Genomic DNA, 4,247 nt, shown 5'->3' with positions numbered 1-4,247 from the left:
GAACTGGAAGAGTCCGAGCATTTGCTGGAAGAACTGCTGGCAGAGCGGGAAGCTTTGACCCGCTGGAACTACCTGCTGGGCCAGGCAGTTGCAGCCAAACAGGATCAGGCAGCCCTGGAAGAGGCCAGCAGTGGCACTCAGGATGAGGAAACCTTCTTCCTGCTTCAGGGCTGGGTAGCGGTATCTGAGAAAAAAGCGGTGGAGGCTTTCTGTCTGAAAAACAGCGTTGCAGCCATCTTCGAAAAGCCCTCTGAAGAGGACAACCCGCCTACCCTGCTGGAAAAATCTGACAGCATTGGTGGCGGTTCAGATGCACTGGGCTTCTTCCAGACGCCCAACTACCGCACCTGGGATCCGGGTAATCTGGTCTTTTACTCGTTTTCACTGTTCTTCGCCATGATCATGAGTGACGCCATGTACAGCCTGCTGTTTGGTGGCATCGTGTTCATGTTCCGCAAGAACCTGAAAAAAACCGAGGCCGGTTCACGCCTGATGAATTTGGCTTACTTCATGTCAGCAGCGGGTGTTGTCTGGGGTATTCTGATCGGCAGTTACTTTGGTGTGGCGCCGGATTCGGGAAGTGTTCCCGGTCAACTGGCCGTTGTCAACCTGAACGACTACAACGCCATGATGAAACTGTCAGTCTTTGTCGGTGTGACGCATTTGATCATCGCCAACATCATGACGGCAGTGGTTAATCGAAAAAGCAGTTATGCGCTCGCCCCGATCGGTTGGGCAGTCATTATGGGCTCAGGTTTGTCCATATGGTTGGGCATGACTCACACCCTGCCGTCGATTTTTGCCGACAGGGTTGGACCGGCAGGCCTGGTCATAGGTGCTTTACTGGTTTTCCTGTTTACCAGTACCCGACCCGTTCGCTCCGTTGGCAGCTTTTGCCTGAGAGGTCTGGACGGTCTGAAAGCGGTTTATAACATTACCTCCGCTTTCGGTGACGTACTGAGTTATATGCGTCTTTTTGCCCTGGGACTTTCCGGTGCATCTCTGGCCATGACTTTCAACACTCTGGCTATGGATGCACTGGACTCCAGCCCGGTCATTGGTGTGCTGTTCAGCGGCCTGATTCTGCTGCTGGGACACATACTCAACTTTGCCCTGTGCATCATGAGCGGTGTCGTACACGGCATGCGTCTCAACGTTATTGAATTCGTTAACTGGGGTCTGTCCGACGAGGGCTACCCATTCAAATCTTTTAAAAAACAAGAGGATTAACCATGGAAAATCTGATCTTGGCCCTGGGCTGGATAGGCGTATTCGCACCGGTTGCATTGGGGGCAGTAGGTTCAGCCATTGGCTGCTCAGTCGCTGGCCAGGCAGCTTGTGGTGCCATGCTGGATGTTGAGAGTGGATACGGCAAATTTATTGGTCTGTCGGCAATGCCTTCCTCTCAGGTTATTTACGGCATCGTCATCATGTTCACCCTCAGCGGTATCGGTGTTTCCGATAACAGCGCCCCTGGCCTGCTGGGCATTGGTCTACTGACCGGTATTGCCCTGATGTACTCTGCTATCTATCAGGGTCAGGCGGTTGCCGCTTGCATCAATGCCTCCAAGAACAAACCAGAAGTCTTTGGTCTGTCCATTGCTCCTGCTGCGATCGTTGAAGGCTTTGCGGTATTTGCTTTCGTATTTGCCCTGGTTCTGGGTCAGCAGATTGCGGCCTGATCAGAAGACTGTGAACAGTGAACGGTGGACCGTTAACCAGAGGAATAAATTATGACAGCAGCAATGAATCCTGGCGGCCAGAACGTCTCTGTTGGCGTTCAGGAGCTGATCGAGAAACTGCGCAATCAGGGCGTACAAGACGGTCGTGATCAGGCTGACCGTATTATCAACGAAGCCCGGGCCAATGCCGCTGAGCTGATCCGGGAAGCTCAGGCGAAAGCCGACACGATTGTCAGCAAGGCTCGTGAAGAGGCGGACTTCATCACCAAATCCGGTCAGGAAGCCCTTCAACTCGCAGAGCGTAACGCCGTTCTGGAACTGAAAGATTACCTGCTGGAAAAATTCTCCGGACAGGTCAGTGCGCTGGTCAGCGGCTCTCTGGAGAAAGAAGAAGTGCTCAAGCAAATGATTCTGGAAGTGGCGGGCGAAAATAACCTGCACGGCGAGAAAAATCTGGAAGTGGTTCTGCCACGCAAAGTCATCGGTGTTGATGAGCTGCGCAAAAACCCGGATCTGGTTAAACAGGGGCCTCTGTTGGACTTCGTCACCGGTCAGGCCGCTGAAATGCTTCAGGAAGGCGTGACCTTCTCGGTAGGCAAGACCTGCCAGAGTGGTATCAAGTTCCGTCTTCACGACAAAGAGATCGAAGTGGAACTGAGCGACACAACCGTCACGGCTGTTTTGCTGAGACACCTTCAGCCTCGTTTCCGGGCACTGCTGGAAGGTATCGTCAAATAATGAGTAAAGAGTCAGAAGTTAACAGCCAAGACTGAAAACACCTGACTTTCAGGGAGAATGAAATGGCAGAAAATGCCTATTACACTTTGGTGACTTCGCTTCCTCATATCGATTCACTGTTTGACAGCAAGATCACTCCGATCTCCCGTCTGCAACTGGATCGACGCCTCTCCATGTTGAATCAGGAAGACAAGGATACCCTGATCAAGGTGGAGCAGCTTATGCACTGGAGCCACCTGGGCGAAGACGTCGACGAAGCAGCTCTGATCAAACTGGCCGCCCGCCTGCATGGTGAGCTTCCCAGCCAGACCCTGCGTGATCTGATCAACTGGCGGCTAGACATGAGAACGGTCATGGCAGCATTGCGCCGTAAGATGCAGGGCAAGCAGGCACCGGGCGACCCCCAGTGGAGCTTCGGCACCCGCTATGCCTATATTCGCCGCAACTGGAGCAATCCAACACTGGGCCTTCAGCACGCCTTCCCGTGGATTCCACAGGCTATTGATTGCCTGAACAGGCAGGATTATCTCAGTCTCGAGAAAACCCTGCTGGAAGCCGTATGGCGCCGACTGGACGACGCTGGCAGACAGCACTGCTTCGACTTTGAAGCGGTAGTGATCTACCTGCTGCGCTGGAACCTGGTGGCCCGCTGGACAGCCTACGACGGTGAACAGGCAGTGGACCGCTTCAACGAATTGACTGATCTGGCCCTGGGCGAATTCGTCAACCCATTATCTGGAACCCGTGACGGTGACAGCTTGATTGAGCAGTCATAATGTGAAGAGGCACTACTTTTCAAGTGCCCCTGAGTGCATCGTCATGGCAAGCAGTAAACAGCTTTTGGAAAACTCCCATGAGTGAACAGACAAACACAGAACTGGAACAACAGGCTTCGGCCAAAGTCGTTGCCGTGATGGGTGACATCATCACCATCAAGAGTCTGGGCAGTAAGCCGCTGACCAAAAACGAAGTCGTCTACGTGATGCCCGGCCGCCGCTCCAATGAACAGGTGGAGGAGCAACTGATGGCAGAAGTCCTGAGGGTTCGCGGTGATATCGCTGACATTCAGGTCTACGAAGACACCCGGGGGGTCGCAGTAGGCGACGCCATCATCCAGACGGGCCATCTGCTCTCTCTGGAGCTGGGTCCCGGCATTCTTTCCATGATCTACGATGGTCTGCAGAACCCTCTGGAGAGACTGGCCTCTCTGCATGGTAAATTCCTGCAGCGCGGTGTCCAGATTGATGCGCTTGATCGCAGTCAGACGTGGGCCTTTACGGCAGTGGCCAAGATTGGTGACAAACTGCACGCGGGTGAAACCTTTGGTACGGTTCCCGAAGGTCGCTTTACGCACAAGATCATGATTCCTTTTAACACCGAAGGCGAAGTGGAAGTGATCTGGATCCAGGAAGGCTCCTTCAGCGTTGATACCGTCGTTGCCAAAGTGCGAAACCGGCAGGGTGACGAGATCGACCTTACGATGGTACAGAAGTGGCCGGTACGTCACTCCATTTCTGAAACCTTGTCCGGAAAAGGTAAAACTGAACGTCAGTATCCTGATACACCCCTGGTGACTACCCAGAGAATCGTGGACACTTTCTTCCCCATTGCCCGTGGTGGAACCGGTTGTATCCCCGGCCCGTTCGGTTCTGGAAAAACAGTATTACAGCACTCTTTCTCGCGTTACTGCGATGCCGACATCGTCATCGTAACAGCCTGTGGTGAACGCGCCGGTGAGGTGGTGGAAACCATTGAAGAATTTCCACACCTGCAAGATCCTACCACCGGCGGCTCCCTCATCGACCGCACCGTTATCATCTGTAATAC

4 protein-coding genes and 1 pseudogene are annotated in these 4,247 nt (G+C 53.5%); all 5 read left to right on the top strand.

Annotation, left to right across the window (positions count from 1 at the left end; translation table 11 throughout):
- A partial coding sequence (locus tag KDK19_RS02400) for a V-type ATP synthase subunit I (protein ID WP_257291275.1) occupies positions 1–1,230 on the top strand: 1,230 nt, incomplete at its 5' end.
- A gap of 2 nt (positions 1,231–1,232) precedes the next feature.
- Positions 1,233–1,682 carry an ATP synthase subunit C gene (locus KDK19_RS02395; RefSeq protein ID WP_257280412.1) on the top strand — a complete coding sequence of 150 codons (450 nt, stop codon included), beginning with the start codon at positions 1,233–1,235 and terminating at the stop codon, positions 1,680–1,682.
- 51 nt (positions 1,683–1,733) lie between these two features.
- Positions 1,734–2,420, top strand: coding sequence for an ATPase (locus tag KDK19_RS02390; protein WP_257280413.1), 687 nt, complete (start codon positions 1,734–1,736; stop codon positions 2,418–2,420).
- 62 nt (positions 2,421–2,482) lie between these two features.
- A complete protein-coding gene (locus tag KDK19_RS02385; RefSeq protein WP_257280414.1) occupies positions 2,483–3,196 on the top strand; it encodes a DUF2764 domain-containing protein in 714 nt (237 codons plus the stop codon).
- 77 nt (positions 3,197–3,273) lie between these two features.
- Positions 3,274–4,247: pseudogene (locus tag KDK19_RS02380) on the top strand (V-type ATP synthase subunit A); the annotation flags it as partial.

It is taken from the genome of Endozoicomonas sp. ONNA1 (assembly GCF_024606325.1).
Classification (GTDB): Bacteria; Pseudomonadota; Gammaproteobacteria; order Pseudomonadales; family Endozoicomonadaceae; genus Endozoicomonas_A.
Note: the sequence above shows the minus strand (reverse complement) of the source record. Positions and strands in the feature narration are given on the sequence as shown.